A 19,651-nucleotide genomic window follows, 5' to 3' on the forward strand; every position below is an offset into this window, starting at 1 on the left:
TTGCCTGAAGCACGGCCCTGAGGAGGGTTCGATGCGGCTTCACGGTGCGCTGATGGGACTGACTCTGATGTGCGCTGGCTGCGCGACGCTGAGCCGGGGTTTCGGCGCCACGGCCAACGAGGACACGGGCGAGTACGAAACGCCGGCAGAAGAGCTGGTGTACATCGTCCCCGCCGAGGACGCGATGATGGTGGCGCGCCGCATCCTGGAAGAGCAGCGCTACGACGTCATGGAGAAGGAAGGCGGGCTGGAGATGTTCTCCTCCGCCCATGAGCCCGGAAAGAACATGCCGGGCCTGCGCACCATCGAGCGCTACTACATCAAGGGCGAGCGGCTGGGGCCGCGGCAGACCGTCGTGCGCGTCTTCCGGCTCAGCTACAACGAGATGGAGACCCAACTGGAGATTCCGCCACAGGTGGCGGGCAAGCGGGAGGCGGCCATGTTCGCCGCGCTGGATGCCCATCCCTTTGACGCCACACGGGACGCCTTCACCTACGCGAACGGCCCCAGTGGCCCCCGGGCGGTTCCCATGGAGGACCCGTTCAAGAACGCGCCGGGCATGGAGCGCATGCGAATGGTGCGCGGCGTGCGCGACCTGGACATCGAGCGGACCTTGCTGCAACGGCTGGAGATGGTGCCCGCCCTGGAGCTGGTGGGCAGCAACGCGCCCGTGCCCATCCGCTCCGTGACGCCAGAAGGAGGACAGACGGAGCAGGCGCAGCAGGCGCCGGAGTGTGGCACCCCGGTGGACGGCGCCGGCCCGCTGATGGCGCCAGGGCACGTGCTGCTGCTGGCGGACCCCCTGGGCACGCGGGAGTTGCCCGCGGCGGCGCTGCGGATGCTCTGTGAAGCCACGGCCCAGGGCCTGCCGGTGACGCTGGCGCTGTCGCTGCCTGCCTCCGAGCAGCCGCTGCTGGAGACCTACCTGGCGAGCCCGGGTCAGCACCAGGACCTCCAGTCGATGATGAGCGAGAGCCCCTTCTGGCGCCGCACCTATCAGGACGGCCGCAGCAGCAGCGCCATGCTCTGGCTCATCGAACAGGCACGCCGGCTGCGCGCCGCTGGCAAGGACATCTCCGTGGTGGCCTTCGACGCCGAGAAGGCCCAGGGCAACGAGCGCGAGGCGGAGATGGCCCGGCACCTGCTGGCCCACCAGCAGACACGCGCCCAGGCCTGGACGCTGGTGCTCGCGGGTGGCACGCACGTGCGGACGGCGGGCGTGAACTGGGACAGCGACTATGCGCCGCTGGGAGCGCGGCTGGCCCAGGTCCTCCCGTCGGTGCGCGCGCTCGACGTGGGCTTCACGCGAGGCACGCAGTTCTCCTGCCGCTTCAACGTCTGGGACGCGGTGGAGTGCAACGTGTTCGCCATCAGTCCCACAAAAGAGGTCCGGCAGAAGCCCGACATCGCCTCCGGGGTGCGGCTCTTCCCGCAGCCGCTCGCGGAGGGCTTTCACGGCCGCCTCTACGTGGGGGCGCTGAGCGCGTCACCTCCGGCGCTCCATCGGCTGGCCCCCACCACCGCCGCCCAGACACCGCCCGCCACCTCGCCGTAGAAACGGCAAGTCCTGCCGGGGTTGGCAAGCCTTGCCGCACCGGAATGGCGCGGGCGCGGCAACATCTGCTTCACCTGCCATGGATTCCCCGGCACGGACGCCGTGCAATGGCTGGCATCCGGGTTGCTCTTCCCCTGCTCGCCACGCTCCGCCGGCCCGCATGACGCGGTGCCGCGACGAGGCGTGAAGCCAGGAAGAGCTCCATGAAGAAGTCGCTTTCGTTCGTGTCGAAGTCCGTTGCCGCGCTCGCGATGCTCAGCACCCTGCCCGCCTTCGCGGGGACCGCGACCTACTCGGGCGCGCTCTGTACGTCGGTCTCGGGCTTCCACAACCCGACCGTCTTCCGCAGTGGCCGCCTCCTCAACTCCAACGCGAATACGCTCGAGGTCGTCTGCCCGATTCAGCGCAACATCGCCGCGCCCTCTTTCTCTGAATCGCTGTCCGTCAGCGTCACCGCGCTGGACCCGCACCTGACGGAGAACGTCTGCTGCACCGCGACGGTGGCCGAGAAGGACGGCTCCTCCCTGGCTTCGTCCTCTGCGTGCTCCAGTTGGGGCGCGGACACGGCCAACCACAACTCCTTCTCCATCAACCTCCCGTCGGTGTTCGCGGGCATCAACGGCTACGTGAGCCTGCGCTGCGTGCTGCCGGGGCAGTACACCAGCGGCTCCAGCACGTACGCGTCCGTCCTCGCCAGCTTCGTCGTCACGGAGTAGCCACCATGCGACAGGTTCGTTGGGGAATCCTGGGTCTGGCCACGGCCGCCGTTGCCGCCGCCGGTGGGTGGAGCATGTGGGGGGCCACGCCCGAAGCCACACCGGCGCGCGCGGAAGCCGCCGAGGCCCGGCCCGGGTCCCCAGCGGACCTGACGTCGGAGGTGCGGGCATTGCGCGCGGAGCTGGAGGCGCTGCGCCGGGGACACGGGCACCTGCTGCAACGCGTGGAGTCCGTGGGGCGCCCCACGCCGCTGCCCTTGCCCGAAGAAGCGGCAGCGCCCGGAACCCAGGCGGCTGCGCCCACCGCGCAAACCCTGGCCGCGCTGGAGGTTGCTCGCGAGGAGCGGCGACAGGAGTTGGAAGCCGAGCTGCAGGCCGCCGCCCATACCGAGCCGCGTGACAGGGAATGGGCGGGACAGACGGAGACGCTCGTCACCCGTGCGTTCAGCGGTCCGGACTTCGCGGGCTCACGTCTGACGCGCGTGGACTGCCGCACCCGGATGTGTGTGCTGGAGGTGGAGCATGACGCGGCCGAGGCACGCGCGGAATTGCTGTCATCCCTGATGATGGTGAACGGCCTGCAGGGACAGGCGGTGATGCGGCTCGCGGACGACGGAAGCCGGCTGGCCTCGCGCATCTACCTGTCGCGTGCGGGGGAGTCTCTTCCAATGACGCTGCGGCCATGAGCCAGCCAGACGTGTGGAATCCGAGCCGGCGCATGCCCGGGCGGCCCCCCGGTTGCCCGGTCCAGTGTGGGCGTGCCAGCATTCGCAGGCCCGACATGGCCCATTCACAGCCCAGTGCCCGCGACACGCGCCCTCTTGGGAGCGCGCCGGAATCCTCGGACTCCGGCGCCTCGTATCTCCTGGTGTTGGAGGGAGACTCGACGTCTCGGTTCTCTCTTCCCGCCGAAGGCGTGGTGCTGGTGGGCCGCGACGAACAGGCGGACCTGTGCCTGCGCGACGACAGCGTGTCACGCCGCCATGCGCGTCTGGTGTTGACGGAGGAAGGCGCGCGTCTGGTGGACCTGGGCAGCCACAACGGCACCACCCTCAACGGCCGCCCCGTGGACACCGCGCAGCCCCTGCTGTCCGGTGACGTGGTGTCCTTTGGCGCGGTGGTCGCGGTGGTGCGCACGCGTGCACGCGCCGCGCCCGCGCACGCCCCGCTCCAGGCGGAACGGCTGATGGCGCGGCTGCGCGAGGAAGCGGAACGCGCCTTGCGGTATGGCAGGCCGCTCACCGCACTGGTGCTCGCGCTGCCGCAGCAGGGCTGCGTGGGACACGAAGCCGCGGAGGCACTGCTGGCGGCGGAGGCGGGCCCCGCGGAGGCCGCGGGCTGGCTGGACAGCTCTCACCTGCTGTGGATGATGCCCGAGGTCTCCGGAGAGCCGGGCGAGGATGGCCTGGGTGAGCGCGTCGGTGCGCTGCTGGCCGCATGTCCCCAGGGGCGCCTGGGCATCGCGACCTGTCCTTCGGACGGCTGCGACGCGGAGTCCCTGGTGGCGGCGGCGCGTGCTGCGGCCCGGACCGCGGTGTCCGGTGCGTGGGCTCCCGCGGCTGAAGGCATCACCCGCCTGACGTTGGCGGACCGCACCGTGCTGGTCGCGGACCCCGCCATGGCACAGCTCTACGCGTTGCTGCGCAGGCTGGCGGCCAGCGAGCTGCCCGTGCTGGTGTGCGGTGAAACGGGCGTGGGCAAGGAGAACGCCGCCTTCGCCGTGCACCACTGGTCTCCGCGCTCGGACAAGTCCTTCATCGCCATCAACTGCGCGGCCCTGCCGGAGGGGCTGGTGGAGAGCGAGCTCTTCGGCCATGAGCGCGGCGCCTTCACGGGGGCCAACACCACACGCGTGGGCCTGTTGGAGAGCGCCCAGGGCGGCACCGTCTTCCTGGACGAGGTGGGCGAGCTGCCTCCCTCCGCGCAGGCCAAGCTGCTGCGTGCGTTGGAGGTCCGCCGCATCACCCGCGTGGGCGACGTGCGGGAGCGCCCCATCGACTTGCGCGTGGTGGCCGCCACGCACCGGGACCTGGAAGCGGAGGTGGCCGCGGGGCGGTTCCGGGAGGACTTGTACTTCCGGCTCGGCGCGGCGACGGTGCTGCTGCCACCGCTGCGAGAGCGCCCGCGCGAGGTGCCGCTCCTGGCGCGCGACTTCCTGGCCCGGGCGTGCCAGTCGCTGGGCCGTGAGGAGATGGAGCTGTCCGCGGGCACGCTGTATGCCCTGTCCCGCCATGCGTGGCCCGGCAACGTGCGCGAGCTGCGCAACCTGATGGACTACGCGGCGGCCGCCGTGCCGGAGAACGTGGTGGAGCCGCACCACCTTCCCTCGCGCATGCAGCCTCGTGGCGCCAGCGCGCCCGCGCAGTCCTTGGCGCAGGACCTGGAACCTGCTCCCGCGGTGGCCGAACGGGTGTCGCCCCAGAAGACGCGGGTTCCCCTGGCCCAGGAGATTCGAGACCTGGAGCGCCACCGCATGCAGGAGGCGCTCGATGAGGCAGAGGGCGTCCAGACTCGCGCGGCGGCGATGATTGGCATGCCCATCCGAACCTTCTCGTTCAAGCTGAAGCAGCTTGGGCTGCAACCCCGCACCTCCCGCAAAGGGCCGCCCATCGGATGAAATCCTCCTCCGGGCGATTGGATCCCCCCGCGGAGTTCGAGGAGTACCGGCTGCTGCGCCCCCTGGGGCACGGCGCCATGGGACAGGTGTTCCTGGCGCAGGACACGCTGTTGGACCGGCAGGTGGCGGTGAAGTTCATCGCCACGGCGCAGGGCCGGCTGCCGGACGCGGCGGCGCGCGCGCGCTTCTTCCAGGAGGCGCGCGCCATCGCCCGGCTCCAGCACCCCAACGTGGTGGCCATCCACCGCGTCGGCGAGGTGCGCGGCCAGCCCTACCTGGTGTCCGAGCTCATCCGAGGAGAGCCGCTGGACCGATTGCAGCGGCCGGTGGATGCACAGCGGGCGCTCGCGTTGGGCCTTGGGCTCGCCAGAGGGCTGGCCGCGGCGCACCGGCGCGGCATCCTCCACCGGGACATCAAGCCCGCCAATGCCATCCTGTCCGAGGACGGCGAGGTGAAGCTGCTCGACTTCGGACTCGCGGAGTCCGCGTTCGCGGAGGAGGAGCACCCCGTCTCGGCGGCGGGCGCGGACGTTCCGGCGTCACCAGGACCGAGCCCCAAAGATACCCGGCCGATGCCTGGGCCACGGCCCACGGACACCCGGCCGCTCTCCATCATGCAGGGGCGCGATACCGGCCCGCGCCCCGACACCGGGGCAAGCGACGCCCCATCGCCACACGCCGATGAGGCCCGCCAGGATTTCGTTCCAGGCACGCCGCTCTATCTCGCGCCCGAGCTGTGGCGCGGTGAGCCCGCCAGCCGGGCCAGCGACGTCTATGCGCTGGGCGTCCTCCTCTACGAACTGTGCGCGGGCCACGCGCCCCATGAGGGCGTACCGTTGGAGCAGCTCGGGGCCGCGATACAGGAGCGCCCCCCGCCCCCCCTCGCCGAGCGCGCACCAGGAGCGTCGCCAGCCTTCGCCGCCATCGTGGACCGATGCGTCGACGCGGACCCGGCCCGGCGCTACGAGTCGGGTGACGCACTTCGGGAAGCACTCGAAGCGCTGAGCACGCCCACGCGCGCCAGTGCCATCCCGGCTGGCAATCCCTACCTGGGCCTGCGGGCCTTCGATGCCGCGCACCGGAGCGTCTTCTTCGGCCGCGAACCCGAGCTGCGAGAGGTCCTGGACCGGCTGCGCGGCGACACCTTCGTCCTGCTGGCGGGCGACTCCGGCGTGGGCAAATCCTCGCTGTGCCGGGCGGGCATTCTCGCTGCTGTCAGCCAGAGCGGCCTGGAGGATGGCGGGCCCGCATGGGCAGTCATCTCCGGGACACCCGGGCGCCGTCCGCTGGAGACCTGGGTGGAGCTGCTAGCCCCCGTGGTCGGAGAGAGCGCGGATGCCTTGCGCGCACGCCTCGCCACCGAGGAGCCCGGCGTCCTGGCCCGAGCCCTGCGCCGCCGGCCCACGAACGCTCCACCCCTGCTCCTCTTCATCGACCAGCTCGAGGAGCTCGTCACCTTCTCGGAGCCCACGCAGGCGGCCCGGCTCGCCGAGGAACTGGCCCTGGTGCTGCGTCGCGCGCCCCGCTTCCGCCTCCTCGCCACCGCTCGCAGCGACTGCCTCACACGGCTGGTGGCGCTCCCAGGTCTGGGTGATGAACTTCCGCGCGCGCTCCACCTGCTGCGCGCCCTCTCCGAACACGGGCTGCGAGAAGCCGTGGCGGGCCCCCTCCGCGTGCTGGGCATGCGCTTCGAAAGCCCCGCCATGGTGGACGCACTGGTCGCCTCCGCGGCGCGGGCCGAGGGAGGACTGCCCCTGCTCCAGTTCGCGCTGGAGGCACTCTGGGAGGCACGAGACTCCCAACGCCAGCTCATCCCCGCCGCCGCACTGGAGGCCCTGGGCGGCGTGGAAGGCGCGCTGGCCCGTCACGCGGACGCCGTGGTCGCCCGTCTCCGGCCGGAGCAACGGCCTCGCGCCCGGGCGATGCTCCTGGAGCTGGTGACGCCCGAGGGCACGCGCCTGCGCCGCACCCAGGAGGAGCTGCTGCGTGGTCCCGACGACGACGCCGGACGCGCGGTGCTGGACGGACTGGTGCGCGGCCGGCTGCTCACCGCGGGCGAGGCGGAGGACGGAGACGGCGTGTACACGCTGGCCCATGAGAGCCTCGTCACCGGCTGGGACACCCTGCGCGGGTGGTTGGGGCAGGACGAGCAACGCCGGGCCGTGCGAATGCGCCTGGAGCGCGCCGCCGCGGAGTGGGAGCGGCTGGGCCACCCGCCCGAGCTGCTCTACGGCGAGCGGCAGCTCACCGAGAGCCGCGCCGCGGGCCTTTCCCATGTCGAGAAGCCGCGGGAGCGCGACTTCCTCTCCCGCTCACGAAGGGCCGTGCGTCGGCGCCGGGTGACGCGCTGGCTGGCCGTCGCCCTGGTGCCCCTGGTGCTGGGAGGCGTGGTGGGCGTCACTCGCGTGCAGGCCCGGGCGCAACTGGATGCCCGCATCAACCGCCACCTGGACGAGGCCCAGGCGCAGCAGGTCGCGTTGGACATGCACCGCGCCGAGTTGGACCAACTGAGCGCCGAAGCCTTCACCCTGTTCGACACGCCGGGCCCTCAGAACCGCGAAGCGGCCGAAGCCGTGTGGAGCCGCGCCCAACAGACCCGGCAGGCGGTGGAGGAGACCGCGCTGCGCGCCATGTCGGAGCTGGAGGCCGCCTGGGGTCTGGCGCCCGGAAACCCTCGGGTGAGCCCGCTCATGGCCAACTTGTTGGTAACGCGCGTGGAGTTCGCCGAACAGGAACGCCAACCCGAGCAGCGCGCGCAGTGGCTCGCGCGGCTCGGGGCCCATGACCCCATGGGCGAGCTGCGCCGGGGGCTGACGGCACCGGCACGGCTGACGCTCACCAGCGAGCCCGCGGGCGCTCGCGTGCGGCTGCTGGAGCCCACGGCAGAGGGAGCGCCCGTCCCGGGACGCGACCTGGGGCAGACGCCCCTGCACGAGGTGGCACTGCCCGCGGGGTCCCACCTCCTGGTGCTGGAAGCGCCGGGCCGGTTTCCGGTGCGCGTCCCCGTGCTCCTCGCATCCGGCGAGCGGCTGGCGCTGGACGTGCCCCTTCCAGCCGCGGAGTCGGTACCCGAGGGCTTCGTGCACATCCCCGCCGGACGCTTCCTCCAGGGCGCGTCGGAGAGCGAGTACCTGCGGCGTGCCTTCTTCTTCGCGCCGCCACTGCATCGCGTGGACACGGGCGCGTACCTCATCGCGCGGCACGAGGTGACGTTCGCGCAGTACATCGCCTTCCTGGAGACGCTGCCCCCGGAGGAGCGCGCCGCGCGGATGCCGGGCTCGCGCCGCCGCCTCACCGTGGTGGACCTGGCCCACGAGCCGGATGGCCGCTGGCGGCTCACCCTGCGCCCCGCGTCTGCCAGCTACAGCGTGAGGGACGGTGAACGACTGCGCTACGGCAAGCGGGACCGCCGGCAGGAGCAGGACTGGCTGCGCTTCCCCGTGTCCGCCGTCTCCTTCGACGATGCCCTGGCCTACGTGGCGTGGCTGGACCGTACCGGTCAGGTGCCGGGCGCGCGCATGTGCACGGAGCGGGAGTGGGAACGGGCCGCGCGAGGCGCGGACGGCCGCCGCTACCCCGCGGGCGACTGGCTGGCGCCCGACGACGCCAACCATGACGCCACCTATGGCCGGGAGCCCTGGGGCTTCGGCCCCGACGAAGTGGGCAGCCACCCGCGCTCGCGGAGCCCCTTCGGCGTGGACGACATGGTGGGCAACGTGTGGGAGTGGACGCGCTCCGACGTGGACCCGGAGAAGCCGTCCGCCCAGGGTGGCAGTTGGTACCAGAGCGACCTGACGGCCCACACCGCCAACCGGGACCGCGTGGAGCGGACGCAGCGAGAGGCCCTCATCGGCTTTCGCGTCTGCGCCACGCCGCGCCCCTGAACGGGCGTCCCCAGCCGGCAATCCCTGCCAGCCCCCTGGCAATCCTTGCCGTCCATTCCTGCCCGCAACGCATGCCAGGACACGGCTGCCTGCAAGTCCTGCCAGGGACACCGGCCACCGGGCGGCACGCGCTGGGTGGCATGGCGGATGCTCTGTCACCGCGTACTCCACGATGACCGAGGTGTCTCACGTGACGCTCCGCCTCCGCATGCTCCCGCCCTGTCTCGCCATCTACCTGCTCTCCGCCTGCGCGCCCCCCGTGGACGAAACGGACACGGCGCTGACCCAGCAAGCCTTCGCGGGTGACGAGGAGGACCCCGACTCCCACTCCCAAGGTACCCAGCTCCACGCAACTCCCGTGCGCACCGTGATGTACGACGACGCACTCGTGCAGCACGACGGTGCGCTCCGGGTCGCCACCCTGAAACTGATGCGCGGGGAAATCGTGGCCAACATGCCCCTCTCCGTGGATGGCACCACGCCGAGCATGATGTTTTGCGGCGGGGGGGCGCCCGCGAACGAGACGCGAAGCTGTGGCTTCATCGTGGACGGGCAAGGCGTCTGTTCGCCAGGAAAGGCCGTCGCGCTCGTGGGAGGCGACAGCGGCTCCCTTCGAAACCGGTGTACGGGGGCCCCCGTGGTCCGCGTCTGCGCGGGCGAGGCCCCGTGCGAGCACCAGGGGCCGGGCTATCTCGCCTCCGCCAACAGCAGCTTCTCCCTCAACAACTGCCCCGCCGTCACGTTCACCTGTCCCTCCAGCGGCGTGTACACCGCGCTCGCGGGACCGGGCACGCCCAACACCACCTGGGTGATGCAGCTGACGAGCCGGTCGAGCACCTACCCCACGACACGCAAGGTCCTCCGAGGCGAGGAACTGATTGGCGCGCGGCTCCGTCAGCCGTCCACGGGCCCCGCCCTGGTGGTCGAGGACGTCATCAACGGGAACGCGCTCCCCAACACCGAAGGCTCCGGCATGTGGGAGCCGAGCGGGTACACCTTCCTCTACCAGGTGCGCTACACGACGGCGTCCGTGCCCCTGTGCCCGACTGGGGCGAACTGGGCCGTTCCAGTGAAGGGACTCTTCGACCTGCAGGGAACCCGGTACGAGAGCCCCCGGGGCTTCACGCTGGGCTGCGACGCGGGCGTCATCGCCAAGTGCTACCGCTGGGGCTACCAGCCGTGGCTGGACGGCGCGACGCCCGGGCCCGTCACCGAGGCGCACTGGTCCTGCACCCGCATGGCCCGCGCCGACTACTGTGGCCAGGGAACATCCTTCACCCTGGACGGCACCCGCATCCGTCCCTGGGACGCCCTGACGCCGGCCATCATCTCCGCGCCCTCGCCGGACTCCAGCTCGAATGACCTGACCTTCGAAGCGGGTTGGAACACCGCGGGCCCCGCGTGCCTCAGCCACCTGCGCTGGAAGCACCTGACCGCGCCCTGCGTGCCGCTCAATCCCCCCATCTACGATGAGAACGGCAACATCGTGAACGACTGCAGGGACCCGAACACGCCCTACGCCCCGGGCAAGTGCGCGGAGATTTGCGACGACGCAGCGCAGGCGGCCCAGTACTACGGCAGCCGCGTCTTCAACCACTCCGCCATCAACACGCCCTGACTCACGTACCCGCGAGGCGGTCCCAGTCCTCCTCGCCCTGGAAGACGTGCACCGCCAACCGCTCGCACACGGACTGGTGCGAGCGCGCGGCGGCGCCGCCCACCCAGACGGGCAGCCCCCTGGGCAGCGCCTGCCTCAAACGCGTCAGGGTGTCCTCGAAGGACTCGGCGCTCCGGCTGGCCACCGTGGACAGCCCCACGAAGTCGGGCCGCAGCGCCAATACCGCGCGGCCCAGGTCCTCCGCGGGAACGCGCTGCCCCAGCAGCGTCACCCGCACGCCCAGGTGCCGCAGCCGCAGCGCCGCTCCCAGCAGGCCCATCTCGTGCTCCTCTTCCGGAAAGCACGCCAGGACGCCATGCCGGTGCCGCCCCAAGGGCGCCGCGTGCAGCAGGCTCACCAGCCGCGCCCGCACCATCTGCGACACCAGGTGCTCCTGCGCCACCGTCAGCGTGCCCGACTCCCAGCGCTCGCCCACGTCGCAGAGCAGGGGCGCCAGCACCTCATCGAAGGCCTTGAGCGGGGGCAGCGCGGCCAGCACCTCGTCGAGCACGTCCGACACGCGCGGCTGGTCATACGCCTGGGCGGCGGCGAGCACGGACTCCCGCCACGTCTCCGCATGTGGTCGCGCGTCCGGGCCGGCCCCCCGCCCCGCGGCGTCCGCCTCCAGCCCCTCCATCAACTGAGGCAGCAGCTTCGCCGCCTCGCTGATGGCCACGCCTTCGTCGGTCAACCGCTTGAGCTGCTTGAGCACCGCCACGTCCCGGTCCGTATAGGCGCGGTAGCCCGCGGGGGTGCGGCGCGGCGTGAGCACGCCGTAGCGGCGCTCCCAGGCCCGGATGAGCTCCACCCGGACTCCTGCCAACTCCGCGGCGATGTTGATTCGATAGGTGCGCTCAGCCATGTCGCTACGGCAAGACTACGGGCGATTCTGAGCGTTGCGCACCTGGTTCCAGATGGCCACCAGCTCTTCCGACGACTCCGCGTACTGCGCGCCGAGCGAGAAAATGGCCTTCAGGTGCTCGCGAGCCCCCAGCCCGCCGACGACCACGGGAAAGGGCGCGCAGGCCCGGAGCGCGTCTTCCAGGACGGACGCGAACTCCTCCGGCGCACGGGCGCGCACGAAGGACAGCGCCACCACGTCCGGCCGCACCTGCACGCAGGCCCCTTGCAGCGCCGCCGCCGGGGTGTCCGCGCCCAGCATCGTCACCCGCCACCCCTTGCGCTTGAGGTGGATGCCCAGCAGCAGCAGGCCGCCTTCATGGTGGTCCCCCGCCGGGCAGGCGAGCAGGGCACGAGGGCCGGCAGGCGCGGAGGACAGGGCGTCATACACCTGCCGCAGGCGCTGACGGATGAGGGCGGAGGCCAGGTGCTCCCGCGCGACGTCCAGCCGCACGCCCATCTCCCGCAGCAGGGGTAGCAGGAAGCCGTCACAGTAGGCCTCCACGTCCATGACGGTCTGCGCGTCATCCAGCACGCGCGTCACCTCATCCCCTTCCAGGACCCCCACGGAGGACCAGAAGCGCTCGCTCAGGCGCTCGGCTTCGGGCTGCTCACGCGGCGGCTCCGTCTTCACCTGGGCGATGGCCTCGCTCACCGACAGGCCTTCCTCCTGGATGAGCCGGGCCACCCGGCGGACGGCCTCCACCTCCTCGCGCGAATAGACGCGGTAGTTGTTGCTTTCGCTGCGCAGCGGACGTGGGAAGCCGTAGCGCCGCTCCCAGGCGCGCAGCGTCGCCTCGCGGATGCCCGTCATGCGCGCGATGGTGCGGATGCGCAACGTCATGACGCCAGCCCCCGGGCCGCGTCCCAGCGCTCCGCCACGCCTCGCGCTCCGGACACCCTGCGCGTGAAGCCCTCCATGGACGTCACCGCCGCCAGTCGCCGCACCACCGTCTCCAATCCCTCCTGGAAGACGGACATGTCACCAGGCGGATGCGGGGTGCCCACCTCCAGCAACACGTCTGGACGCTCGTGTTCGAAGAAGCCGTAGCGCACCGCGATGGGCAGGCACTCCACCTTCGCCACCCGCGCCAGCAGCTCCACGCCCCGCTCCAGTCGCAGTGGGAGCACGCCGAAGGGGCGGTGCTCGCCCTCCGGGAAGACGAACACCACCGCGCGGGGCTTGCGCAGCAGCTCCTTCGCGTAGCGCAGCGACGCCACCGGCGACGTCGCATCCTTGCGCCGGATGCTGAAGGCACCGATGCGCGTGAGGAAGCGGTAGCGGCGCAGGTTCTCCTCATCCATGAGGCAGTAGCCGTCCCAACCCGCCGTCTGGCAGAGCTGGTTGAGCACGAAGCCGTCCCACCAGTTGGAGTGGTTCAGGTACACCAGCCGGCCCGGCCCTCCCGGCGGAAGCGTCCCGCGCACCCACAATCCCCGGAACGCCGAGCGGAACTTCCATCCGATGTACCGGTCCCACGCCCAGCCCAGCGGGCCGCCTTTCGCCGCGTGAATCACGACGCCCGGGCCTCCCCCAGCAGCGCCACCAACCCGGTGAACAGCGCCAGGCCCAGCGACACCAACACGCTGGTAATCAGGAAGAAGACCACCTCTTCCAGGGGCACCACGCCCAGGTACACGCCCAGGTGCTTGCCTTCACCGAAGTTCCAGATGCCGGTGGAGATGGCCAGGTGGTCCGCGATGGACAGGTACAGCCCCATGATGAAGGCCGGCGGCAGCACCGCCTTGAGCACCGCGCCGGAGCGTTCCTTGTAGTGGCGCACCAGCACCACCAACTGGAAGGCGATGACCGGCAGCGTCCAGCCCAACAGGTGGATGAGGTATGCCCACTTCGTCTCCATCATGGCGCCACCTCCCGAGCCGTCAGCGCGCCATCGCGGCGCTCACCCGCCTCCGCCGCGGGCCGAGTCGCCTGGGCATCCGGCGCCAGCGCACGCGCCAGCCGGGCCTGGGCCCACAGCCCCACCAGCAGCGTCTGCAGGCCGAAGAAGAGGTACTCCTCCAGCGGCAGGTACCCCAGCTTGATGCCCCAGATGCGCTCGGGGTCGAAGCCCCACAGGCCCCACTTCACCGCCAGGTTGTCCCAGGGCGACGTCGCCGCATACACGACGATGAGCAGGAGCCCCATGGGCGCCAGGCTCCTGGCCGTGAAGGTGCGGCGGTAGCGCCACGCCAGGAAGAGAATGGGCACTACCACGAACAGCCCGAGGAATCGCGCGTACGTCATCCGGGTCCTCCACTCAGCTCCGGAGCCACCCGTATCATTCGGCCTCCGGGTCGCAACGCATAGGTCTGCCCTCGCCACGTCACCGTGCCCTGCTGCCACAGCGAGCGCAGGAAGGCCGCCAGCAAGAGCGCTTCGCCCAACAACCAGTCCGTCACCGCGTAGGCCCGCCCCGCGTCCGCCACCGGCGCGTGGAGCCCGGCCAACCGCAGCGCCAGCAAGGTCCGCACGGCCACCAATCCCACCACCGAGCCCGCCAACACGGGCGACCCCAGCGCCGCGGCCAGCACCGTCAGCGGCAGCGTCGGCGTGAAGAGCAGCGGCACCGTGGGATACAGCGCGGGCCGGTGACTGGCCAGCACCTGCATCCAGCGCGTGAAGCGCGACAGGGGCGCCGCCCAGGGCACCTCGGCGTCCAGGGGGACCACCGCCGGGGCGCGGCTCAGCACCACACCCAGTCCCTGAGCGTGAAGACGCTTGGCCAACTCCAGGTCCTCGCCGATGTGGTCCGCGAGCCGCCGCAGCGACGCCACGGCCACGGGAGACAAGCCCAAGGCCTTGCCACACACGGCCTTGGCGCCCGCGCTCATCGCATCCAGGGCCCGGAAGCTGTGGTGGGTGTAACGCAGAAGGCCCGCCATGGCCCGGCTCGCGCCGTCCCGAGGCCCTACTGGCAGCGGCGCCGCGGTGCTCAGTGCGGCGCCCACGGCCACTGGCACGGCCAGGCCCTCCACCAGCGCGCCCGTCACCGCCACGTCCGCGTCCACCGACAGCACCACCCGGTCGCCCACGGGCAACACGTCCAGCGCATAAATCAGGTGTCCCACCTTCCGGTTGGGCGTCAGCGGATCGCTGGGAAGCCACCGCACGCCCGGGGCGAGCCGGGGACGGTAGGGCGACACCACCACCTGCTCCAACGGCCCGGCGTAGTCGATGGACTGCGCCAGATTCTCCAGCTCTCGAGGCGTGGGCGCGTCCACCGGGCGCAGCAGCAACACGGGCGGCAGCGCACCGAGCTGGGGAGCAGCGCCAGCCCGCGCGCGCGACAGACGCACGCACGCCACCGCGCTGAAGCCCGTGGCCACGGCGCACCACGCCAGGGACGCGAGGACGAGCGCGCTCATGCCGCCCGTCCCATGCGCGTGCGGAAGTGCGCCATCCAGCGGATGAAGGGCGAGTGGAAGCGACGGAAGTCCGCCACCTCGCCCAGCGAGTCCAGAGGCCCCTGGCGCGCCTCCAGCCGTGCGTAGAAGGGCGACGACTCCAGCAGCTTCGGCTGTCCCACCACCACGTTGCCCGCGTGCAGGCGTGACGGCACGCGCAGGCCCCAGCCCGTGATGTGGGTGGGCCGCGCCTCCACCAACGCGGGGCCCCGTTCGCAGCGCACTCCGCGCGCGCCCGCCACCACTCGCAGCGGCGCGACACCTTCAGGCAGGTGGTAGTCCACCACCGTCTCGTCCTCGCGGTGCGTGCGAGCCCAGTGCCACCCCGACAACCGCGCGCCCAGCAGCTCTCCGCCGTGGTTGGTGTCGTGGTAGCCCAGGCCACTCGCCTCGATGCCCAGCGAGGACACCTCCAGCCGTGCCTGCGAGCGAGGCGCCAGTGCCTGCCAGTAGTGCGGCAGCCCCGGCATGAGCTGCACCACCTCGCCCACGGGCGTCATCGGCTCCAGCGTCAGGCTGGCGCGCACGGGCCGGCCCCACGGCGCCGTCCCGTCGTCCACGGCCATCCGCACCGTGCCGTCCCCCTCGTACGACAGCGTGGAGCGACCGATACGCAGCCGGCCCGGAGCATCCAGCTCCGCGCGCGCGTACTCGCTGAGGACCCACAGCCGCCGCACACCCGCGTGGTACAGCGCGAAGTTCACCGCGCTGTGCTCCAGCGGCCGTCCGCCCCGCCGCGCCGCCACCGAGTACCGGGGCGAGAACAGCGAACCCAGCATGAAGATGCACACCGCGCTGTAGGGCCCCGCGGTGACGTCCGCATAGAACCAGCGGTAGGTGCCCGCCGCATCCGGCAGGGCGGGGAGTTTCGCCAAGCGCATCATGCATCCCTCCGGAGGTGCTGCGAAGCCAGCTCCGCGGCGAAGCGGCCGGACAACATCACCAGCGGCACGCCGCCGCCTGGATGCGTGCCGCCGCCCGCGAAGAACAGGCCCGGCGTGTTGCCGCGGATGCGCGGTCGGCGGAAGGGGCCGAACTTCCCGTGCGGCAGGAAGCCGTAGATGGAGCCGCCCGGAGCGCCCTGCGCGGCCAGGTCCACCGGCGAGCGCTGGCCGATGACTCGCACGCGCCCCTTGAGCGCCGGGTAGTGCCGGCACAGGCGCTCCACCATCTGCGCCTTCACGCGCTCGGCGCCTGCTTCCCAGTCCCGGGTGGCCTGCTCCGCGCCGCGCGCGTCCACGGGCAGCGCGGGCGCGTTCACCATGACGAACAACCCGGTGCGGCCCGGAGGCACCATGCTCTCGTCGGTGGCGGAGGGGTTGCAGAAGTACACCGTCGGGTCGGACGCGAGCTGTCCGCCGAACAGCTCGTCGAACTCGCGCCGGTAGTCACCACCGAAGAGCACCGTGTGGTGCGGTAGCGCCACGCGGCCCTCCACCTCCAACAGCAACACGAAGCCAGACAGCGCCAGCGGCTCCTTCGCGCGAGCAAGCCGCTCCAGCGGGTCCGCGTTCACCACCACGCTGTCGAAGCGCTCCGTGCCCTCCCGCGGGCCCACCTGGTAGCCCTCGCGCGTGCGCTCGAAGCGAGCCCGCATGTCCAGGTGGATGCGCACGCCCAGCCGGCGCACGGCCTGCCCCAGCGCATCCACCAACGCGCCGATGCCGCCGCGGACGTGGTGCACGCCATAGGCATGCTCGATGTGGGGAATCAGCGCGAAGGCCGCGCTGGCCTCGTAGGGTGACGCGCCCGTGTACGTGGCGAAGCGGCCCACGTACTGCCGCAGGTGGTCCGTCTTGAAGTGCCGGGCCGCCAGTTCGTGCAGCGTGCCCATCTTCATCCCCGCCACGACGGCCCCCACGCCGCGCTTCGCCACGCGCGCCATGAAGCCCGCCATGCCCTCGAAGGGGGCCTCCAGGTATGGCTCGCCCGCGGCCCGCCAGATGGCCGCGGCCTCCGTGTAGAAGCCGCGGATGCCGTCGCGCTCACCCGGGCGGACACCCGCCGCGCTCTCCGCCATCCGCTCCACGTCCTTGTAGGCCGTGAAGTCACACCCGTCCTCGAAGCGGTAGGCGCACTGCGGCTCCAGCTCCGTGAAGCGCGGCAGCAGGTCCTCGGCGCCCAGTTGCTGGAAGGTGCCACGCACCAGGTGCGGCAGCGTCAGCAACGTGGGCCCCGTGTCCAGGGTGATGCCATTCACGGTGACGGCCTGGGCCTTGCCGCCCAGCGAGGCGCCCCGCTCGAACAGCGTCACCTCATGCCCGTCCTTCGCCAGCAGCCCGGCGGCCGTCAGTCCACCGATGCCGCCGCCCACCACCGCGACGCGGGTGCGCTTCACGCTCCACCACCCATGCATCGCCGAAGCGCCGTCTTCATTCCCTCGCCACGCATGACGCCCTCACCCTCCCGCCCCGGTGGGGAGCAGCGGCATGCGCACCTCGCCCCGGGGGGCAGGAAGCACCGCGGCGGGCCGCACCATGGCCGCGGAAGCCAGCGCGAGCTTGCGGCGCGTCGTCACGTGGGCCCGGGCGCTGAACACGTCGTAGTCGCGCGCTTCGATGTCGCGCAGGATGTCGCCGTAGATGGCGCCCATCAGCCGCACCATCCGCTGACTGCCGAAGCCCGTCAGGTAGCGCACCCCGGCCGCCGCCCGCGCGTAGTACGCCCGCGAGCGCTCCACCTGGAAGCGCATGAAGGACCGCCAGCGCACGTCCACCTGTCCGCGCCGCAAGTCGTCCTCCGACAATCCGAAGGCGGCCAACTCCTCGGCGGGCAGGTACACCCGGCCGCGCTCCCAATCTTCGCGCACGTCGCGGAGGATGTTGGTGAGCTGCATGGCCCGGCCCAGGTCGGCCGCGGGCTCCACCGCCGCCGCGTCCGAGCACCCCAGCACCGGCGTCAGCATCAGCCCCACCACACCCGCCACGCGGTAGCAGTAGAGGTCCAGCTCCGCCCAGGTGGCGTAGCGGTGCTTCGTCAGGTCCATCTCCATTCCGGAGATGAGGTCCTGGAAGGGCTGCTCCGGAATCCGGAAGTGGCGCACCGTGTGCTCGAGCGCGGCGAACTCCCGCGCATCCCACGGCGTCGCGGCCTCGCTGCCCTTCACCCGGTCCGCGGGCGGCCCCAGCTCGCGCGAGGCCAGCTCCGGCATGGGCAGGTATAGCTCCGCCACGCGCTGCCGCGCCCGCGCCAGCCGCACCGGCAACGCATCGGCCGCGCTCGCCGCGTCGTCCCCGTCCACCATGTCGTCCAGGCGCCGGCAGAAGGCGTAGAGCGCGAACGCCGCCTTCCGGCGCAAGCCGAAGAGCAGGTACGAGGCGAAGAAGAAGCTCTTGGCGTGATGGCGCGTCACCTGCTTCGCCAGCACATAGCCGCGCCCCACCAGCGCCTTGTCGACAGACGGGCTCACGCGGCCACCCCTTCCAGCGGCGTGGCGGCGGCCGTCCGAGGCGACAGCGAAACGCCCTGCGCGTGGGCCCACGTCATCAGCCGCTCCGTCACCAGCCGCGCGGAGATGAGCACCGTGGGCAGCCCCGTCCCCGGCTGCGTGGAAGCACCGACGAAGAAGAGGTTCTTCACCCGCGCGTCCTGGTTGGACGGACGGAAGGGGCCAATCTGCGTGAAGTTCTGGGACAGGCCGAAGGCGCTGCCTCGCGCCAGGTTGAAGGTGCCGGCCCAGTCATCCGGGGTGAAGACACGCTCCACCTCAACGTCCGACTCCAGCGACGGGAAGCCCAGCTCCGCCATGCGCGCGAAGAACTTCGCGCGTACCTTGGGCCCCTCCACCTTCCAGTCCAGGTCCGGGTGCTGGTGCGGCACGGGCACCAGCACATAGAGCGCGTCCTTGCCCTCGGGCGCCAGGGACGCGTCGGTGCGCGTGGGCGCGTTGACGTAGAAGCTGGGGTCCTCCGGCACTCGGAAGCGCTCGAAGATGTCGTCGAAGGAGCCCTTGTAGTCCCGGCCGAACACCACGTTGTGGTGCAAGAGTTCCGGGTAGCGCCGCTTCATGCCCAGGTAGAGCATGTAGCCGCTGGACGTGTAGCGCAGCTTCTCCTTGCGCTTGAGCGTCGTCGCCTTCGGGTCCAGCAGCTTCTCGTACGCGTAGGGCAGGTCCGCGTTGCACAGCACCGCGTCCGCCTCCACCACCTCGCCGCCCTCCAACCGCACGCCTCGAGTCCGGCCGCCATCGGTGAGGATGCACTCCACGGGCGCGCCGTAGTGGAGGCGCACACCCTCCTCGCGCGCCAGCCGCTCCAGGGCCTGGGGAATGGCATACAGGCCGCCCTTGGGGAACCAGATGCCCACCCCCAGCTCGGAGAAGGGCAGCAAGCCGTACACCGCGGGCGACGCGTAGGGCGACACGCCCAGGTACATCGTCTGGAAGGTCATCGCCGCGCGCAGCCGCTCGTCCTGGAAGAAGCGGCTGACGTCCCCGTACATGCGGCGGTGAGCGCGGACCTGGAAGATGCGCGCGAGCACGCGCGGCGAGAGGTAGTCGCGCAGGCCCGCGTAGTTGCGCCCCACCAGGTGGTCCAGGCTCGTTCGGTACTGGACGCGGCCCTGGGCCAGGAAGGCGAGGTAGCGCGCGTAGCTGCCGGGCTCCACGCGCTCCAGCTCGCGGCCCATGGCGCACAGCTCTGACGTGAAGGTGACATCCGAACCGTCCCGGAAGTGGACCCGATAGTTCGGGTCGCACTTGAGCAGCGTCAGGTAGTCCTCGATGCGGCGGCCCACCGCGCGGAAGGTCTCCTCGAACACCTCCGGCATCAGCACGATGGTGGGGCCCAGGTCCCACGTGAAGCCATCCACCTGCAATCGGTTGCAGCGCCCGCCCGGTCCCTGCGTCTTCTCGAAGACCTGGACGTCGAAGCCCTGGTGCGCCAGCCGGGCAGCGGCGGCCAGCCCGCCCACGCC

The 19,651-nt window shown here is 71.5% G+C and carries 16 protein-coding genes; 6 read left to right on the plus strand and 10 right to left on the minus strand.

Features of this window, described 5'->3' with window-relative positions; genetic code table 11:
* Positions 1 to 31: 31 nt before the first annotated feature.
* The 6 genes from FMP39_RS01935 to FMP39_RS01960 all read left to right on the plus strand — a co-directional run bounded on the left by FMP39_RS01935 (position 32) and on the right by FMP39_RS01960 (position 10,390).
* A complete protein-coding gene (locus FMP39_RS01935) occupies positions 32 to 1,555 on the plus strand; it encodes a hypothetical protein (RefSeq protein ID WP_141588324.1) in 1,524 nt (507 codons plus the stop codon).
* Between the two features lie 203 nt (positions 1,556 to 1,758).
* Entirely contained in the window at positions 1,759 to 2,271 is a 513-nt protein-coding gene (locus FMP39_RS01940; RefSeq protein WP_141588325.1) for a hypothetical protein, read from the plus strand.
* A 5-nt stretch (positions 2,272 to 2,276) separates the two neighbouring features.
* Positions 2,277 to 2,957: a hypothetical protein gene (locus FMP39_RS01945; RefSeq protein ID WP_141588326.1), complete on the plus strand. Its 681-nt coding sequence runs from the start codon at positions 2,277 to 2,279 to the stop codon at positions 2,955 to 2,957.
* A 182-nt stretch (positions 2,958 to 3,139) separates the two neighbouring features.
* Complete coding sequence (locus FMP39_RS01950; protein ID WP_141588345.1) at positions 3,140 to 4,888, plus strand: sigma 54-interacting transcriptional regulator; 1,749 nt, start codon at positions 3,140 to 3,142, stop codon at positions 4,886 to 4,888.
* Entirely contained in the window at positions 4,885 to 8,772 is a 3,888-nt protein-coding gene (locus FMP39_RS01955) for an SUMF1/EgtB/PvdO family nonheme iron enzyme (RefSeq protein WP_141588327.1), read from the plus strand. Before FMP39_RS01950 ends, FMP39_RS01955 begins: the two co-directional genes overlap by 4 nt.
* Before the next feature lie 208 nt (positions 8,773 to 8,980).
* A complete protein-coding gene (locus FMP39_RS01960) occupies positions 8,981 to 10,390 on the plus strand; it encodes an ADYC domain-containing protein (protein WP_228557561.1) in 1,410 nt (469 codons plus the stop codon).
* A 1-nt stretch (position 10,391) separates the two neighbouring features.
* Here the strand turns inward: FMP39_RS01960 and FMP39_RS01965 are convergent, their stop codons facing one another.
* The 10 genes from FMP39_RS01965 to FMP39_RS02010 form a co-directional block, all read right to left on the minus strand.
* Entirely contained in the window at positions 10,392 to 11,291 is a 900-nt protein-coding gene (locus FMP39_RS01965) for a MerR family transcriptional regulator (protein ID WP_141588329.1), read from the minus strand.
* A 15-nt stretch (positions 11,292 to 11,306) separates the two neighbouring features.
* The gene (locus FMP39_RS01970) at positions 11,307 to 12,173 is read right to left on the minus strand and encodes a MerR family transcriptional regulator (RefSeq protein ID WP_141588330.1); all 867 of its coding nucleotides are present in this window, start codon (positions 12,171 to 12,173) and stop codon (positions 11,307 to 11,309) included.
* Positions 12,170 to 12,847, minus strand: coding sequence for a lysophospholipid acyltransferase family protein (locus FMP39_RS01975; RefSeq protein ID WP_141588331.1), 678 nt, complete (start codon positions 12,845 to 12,847; stop codon positions 12,170 to 12,172). Before FMP39_RS01975 ends, FMP39_RS01970 begins: the two co-directional genes overlap by 4 nt.
* Positions 12,844 to 13,194, minus strand: coding sequence for a lycopene cyclase domain-containing protein (locus FMP39_RS01980; RefSeq protein ID WP_011551022.1), 351 nt, complete (start codon positions 13,192 to 13,194; stop codon positions 12,844 to 12,846). Before FMP39_RS01980 ends, FMP39_RS01975 begins: the two co-directional genes overlap by 4 nt.
* Entirely contained in the window at positions 13,191 to 13,577 is a 387-nt protein-coding gene (locus tag FMP39_RS01985; RefSeq protein WP_141588332.1) for a lycopene cyclase domain-containing protein, read from the minus strand. Before FMP39_RS01985 ends, FMP39_RS01980 begins: the two co-directional genes overlap by 4 nt.
* Entirely contained in the window at positions 13,574 to 14,698 is a 1,125-nt protein-coding gene (locus FMP39_RS01990) for a glycosyltransferase (RefSeq protein WP_141588333.1), read from the minus strand. Before FMP39_RS01990 ends, FMP39_RS01985 begins: the two co-directional genes overlap by 4 nt.
* Entirely contained in the window at positions 14,695 to 15,621 is a 927-nt protein-coding gene (locus FMP39_RS01995; protein WP_141588334.1) for a carotenoid 1,2-hydratase, read from the minus strand. The genes FMP39_RS01990 and FMP39_RS01995 overlap by 4 nt, the downstream gene beginning before the upstream one ends.
* Positions 15,618 to 17,075, minus strand: a complete 1,458-nt coding sequence (locus FMP39_RS02000) for an NAD(P)/FAD-dependent oxidoreductase (RefSeq protein WP_141588335.1) — start codon at positions 17,073 to 17,075, stop codon at positions 15,618 to 15,620. Before FMP39_RS02000 ends, FMP39_RS01995 begins: the two co-directional genes overlap by 4 nt.
* A 60-nt stretch (positions 17,076 to 17,135) precedes the next feature.
* The gene (locus FMP39_RS02005; protein WP_141588336.1) at positions 17,136 to 18,146 is read right to left on the minus strand and encodes a phytoene/squalene synthase family protein; all 1,011 of its coding nucleotides are present in this window, start codon (positions 18,144 to 18,146) and stop codon (positions 17,136 to 17,138) included.
* Positions 18,143 to 19,651 (minus strand): NAD(P)/FAD-dependent oxidoreductase (locus FMP39_RS02010; protein WP_141588337.1); only part of this gene is annotated, 1,509 nt, incomplete at its 5' end. The genes FMP39_RS02010 and FMP39_RS02005, both read right to left, overlap by 4 nt.

It is taken from the genome of Myxococcus sp. AB056, from assembly GCF_006547365.1.
Classification (GTDB): Bacteria; Myxococcota; Myxococcia; order Myxococcales; family Myxococcaceae; genus Myxococcus; species Myxococcus virescens.

Bases quoted from the DNA above. Each gene is read 5' to 3' on its own strand.
- FMP39_RS01935 (WP_141588324.1), top strand. From the start codon at position 32: ATGCGGCTTCACGGTGCGCTGATGGGACTGACTCTGATGTGCGCTGGC.
- FMP39_RS01940 (WP_141588325.1), top strand. From the start codon at position 1,759: ATGAAGAAGTCGCTTTCGTTCGTGTCGAAGTCCGTTGCCGCGCTCGCG.
- FMP39_RS01945 (WP_141588326.1), top strand. From the start codon at position 2,277: ATGCGACAGGTTCGTTGGGGAATCCTGGGTCTGGCCACGGCCGCCGTT.
- FMP39_RS01955 (WP_141588327.1), top strand. From the start codon at position 4,885: ATGAAATCCTCCTCCGGGCGATTGGATCCCCCCGCGGAGTTCGAGGAG.
- FMP39_RS01960 (WP_228557561.1), top strand. From the start codon at position 8,981: ATGCTCCCGCCCTGTCTCGCCATCTACCTGCTCTCCGCCTGCGCGCCC.
- FMP39_RS01965 (WP_141588329.1), bottom strand. From the start codon at position 11,291: ATGGCTGAGCGCACCTATCGAATCAACATCGCCGCGGAGTTGGCAGGA.
- FMP39_RS01970 (WP_141588330.1), bottom strand. From the start codon at position 12,173: ATGACGTTGCGCATCCGCACCATCGCGCGCATGACGGGCATCCGCGAG.
- FMP39_RS01980 (WP_011551022.1), bottom strand. From the start codon at position 13,194: ATGATGGAGACGAAGTGGGCATACCTCATCCACCTGTTGGGCTGGACG.
- FMP39_RS01985 (WP_141588332.1), bottom strand. From the start codon at position 13,577: ATGACGTACGCGCGATTCCTCGGGCTGTTCGTGGTAGTGCCCATTCTC.
- FMP39_RS01990 (WP_141588333.1), bottom strand. From the start codon at position 14,698: ATGAGCGCGCTCGTCCTCGCGTCCCTGGCGTGGTGCGCCGTGGCCACG.
- FMP39_RS01995 (WP_141588334.1), bottom strand. From the start codon at position 15,621: ATGATGCGCTTGGCGAAACTCCCCGCCCTGCCGGATGCGGCGGGCACC.